This window comes from uncultured Agitococcus sp., assembly GCF_937920075.1.
Lineage (GTDB): Bacteria > Pseudomonadota > Gammaproteobacteria > Pseudomonadales > Moraxellaceae > Agitococcus.
In genome coordinates this window covers 1-2,526 of sequence record NZ_CALETI010000254.1, presented here as the reverse complement: position 1 = coordinate 2,526, position 2,526 = coordinate 1, and the positions used below count along the sequence as shown (strand labels likewise).

The following is a 2,526-nucleotide window of genomic DNA, read 5'->3' as shown; positions in this document are numbered from 1 at the left end:
ACCCATTTTTACTCTCGGATACGGTCTTTTCAATGGACAGCACCAAGCCAATTCGCTCTATCGAAGTCAACCAAATTGGTAAATCGTTCTTGCTTTTGGTTCCTGCGACAGAATCGTCCGCCACTGGTCAGCCTTGTGATGTTATCTTTAACGATGAAGTTGATTTATCAAATCAAGAGATGCTGGCTTTGTTCCAGTCTCGTTTACAAGCGTCTTCGTTCAAAATCCGTCAGCAATTTTCGACACCGACATTCGGCGGCTTCGGCATTGACGCTACCTATCAGTTGTCCGATCAACAAGAGTATTTCATTCAGTGTTCCTGTTGTAACCATTGGCAAGTACCTGTCTTTGACAAACGCTTTATCCATATTGAAGGTTTGCCTGAAGAAATTGCTTTAGATCAAATAGACACGCATATTCTTGATAAGTATGAGATCAATACGGCTGCCATCACTGTTGACTGTGAGAAATGTCATCAGCCATTAGATTTGATGCGTGATAAACGCGAGTGGGTGGCCACTTACCCTAACCGTGTCAATAACCGTGGTTATCGGGTTCGTACTTTCTCCAGTGCTGCCTTAGCCCCTAACTATGTGATTAGCCAACTCATTGAATATCGTAAGAATGACTTCTTACGCGGTTGGTATAATACGGTACTTGGTGAGGTTTACGACAAAGCTGATGTTCGTTTAACGGATGCTGTTTTAAATCCTTTATTCAAAGATGAGAATGTTGAAGGAGAACCTATCGGACCTTACTTTATTGGCATGGACGTTGGCTCTATCTGTCATATTGTTGTCGGCAGTTCTAGCAGTATTCGTACAGGCGTTCGCGTCCACCGATGGGAGATGGTGCCTTTGGAGCAGGTTAAGGAACGTATCAAAGAGCTTCGGGAGAAGTATAATGTTCGCGGCACAATGGACCAATTCCCTGAACAGCTATTGGCCAAAGAGGTTTACGAAGAAACAGGTGGTGCCGTTATCCCTTGCGCTTACCGTGGCTCTGTAGAGATTAATGATAAAACGGAAGTGACCAAGAACATTCAAGTTGATCGCACCGAAGCCATTGATTCTGTCGCTAAGCTTTGCCGTAACAATAATATTGAGTTTTTCAATTACGGTCAGCATAAAGAACTGATTAAGAACCACTTGAAAGACATGGTTCGTGATACAGTGCCTGAGAAACCTGCTGTTTGGCGTAAACTGACTGGCCAAGACCACTTCTTTCACGCGCTTGGCTATCTAACCACAGGGGTTAAATACTTCAATAACGACTTTACAGGGTATAAAGAGCAAGAAGAAAGACGAAATATCTTTGTCATGGGACAGAATTTAATTCTTCCTCAAGGGGATATTTACGGCCGTGAGCGTAGCTTTAACAAAAGAAATTACTAAGGTTTTAGGCTCGTGAGCGTAGCTTTAGCAAAAGGACGTGGTAGTATGTTAAAATCCCTTTCAATTAAACCGTTGCTTGGTTGACGAATATGGCCTCAATGTTACAAACAGTCGTGCAGATTGTTGCGCCTAAAAAGTTAGGCAACCCTAAAGGTATTGCCGAAAGCACCACCTTTAACTCTACCAGCTCTGCTAATGCACTAACGGCTCCGCAGTATCAGGAACACTTATCGGATATTTTTGATACTCGTTTAGCTTCAGACAGTCGTGACTTAATCAAGCAGCTTTTGATTCAAGACCCTGATGCGAGTGCTGCTTTAAACTCATTCCTAACGCTATCGGATACACAACCGATTATTCTTGTCAAAGATGTTAACGGCAAAATTGACCGTGCTGGTTTAAAGACGGTTAATGCGTTAATTGACACCTTAACCACTCGGTACGATTTTAGTAAAGGGTTTCGATACACACCTGATTTAAAAGCAATCGCTGAAGAAATGCGGTATATGCTTTTAGCTCGTGGAATGTTAATGGGTGAAACCATTATCAGCAAAGAAGGTTATTTTGATGACATCCGTTTAATTGATACCGCTAAGTTGAATGGTTTGAACGCGAAAACGGACGCTTAGTGCCAGAGCAAGTGCCGTCAGGTGGTGGTGATAACATTTCCTTAGACTACCCCACGGTCTTTGTCGCTTACTATCGCCAAGACCCGACTAATGCCTACGCTTACAGTCCTTTTGTCAGTGTTATCAATACGGCTGCTGCTCGTCAACGGATTATTAATGACTTGTACCGTATCATGCAAGCAACAGGCTACCCACGCTTGGAAGTAACAGTGATAGAAGATGTCATCCGCAAATCTGCGCCTGACAACATCAAAATGGACGCTGCTAAATTAGATTTATATGTTAGAAATACCATCAACGCTATCTCTGGGACAGTAGCAACGTTGCGCCCAGATCAGGCTTTCGTCCATACCGACAGCGTTGAAGTGGGTATGTTGAATGAGAAGAAAGCTGGGATGACGATGGATATTGAGCCAATTATTAAAACGCTCAATGCTCAGAATCAGGCTGCTTTGAAAACAATGGCTACTATCCTCGGCAGAGAGATCGGAAGAGCGTCGTGT

The 2,526-nt window shown here is 43.3% G+C and carries 2 protein-coding genes; both read left to right on the top strand.

The genetic code is table 11. From position 1 onward, the window contains the following. Nucleotides 1-1,394: phage terminase large subunit family protein (locus Q0212_RS08755; RefSeq protein ID WP_297924600.1), on the top strand; the 1,394-nt coding region annotated here is incomplete at its 5' end. An 89-nt stretch (nucleotides 1,395-1,483) separates the two neighbouring features. After that, on the top strand, nucleotides 1,484-2,023 hold the full coding sequence (locus Q0212_RS08750; RefSeq protein ID WP_297924598.1) for a hypothetical protein: 540 nt from the start codon (nucleotides 1,484-1,486) through the stop codon (nucleotides 2,021-2,023). The last annotated feature ends 503 nt before the right edge of the window (nucleotides 2,024-2,526 follow it).

What these genes read in the sequence shown, in the direction of transcription:
- Q0212_RS08750 (WP_297924598.1), top strand. Translation starts at nt 1,484, where the DNA reads ATGGCCTCAATGTTACAAACAGTCGTGCAGATTGTTGCGCCTAAAAAG.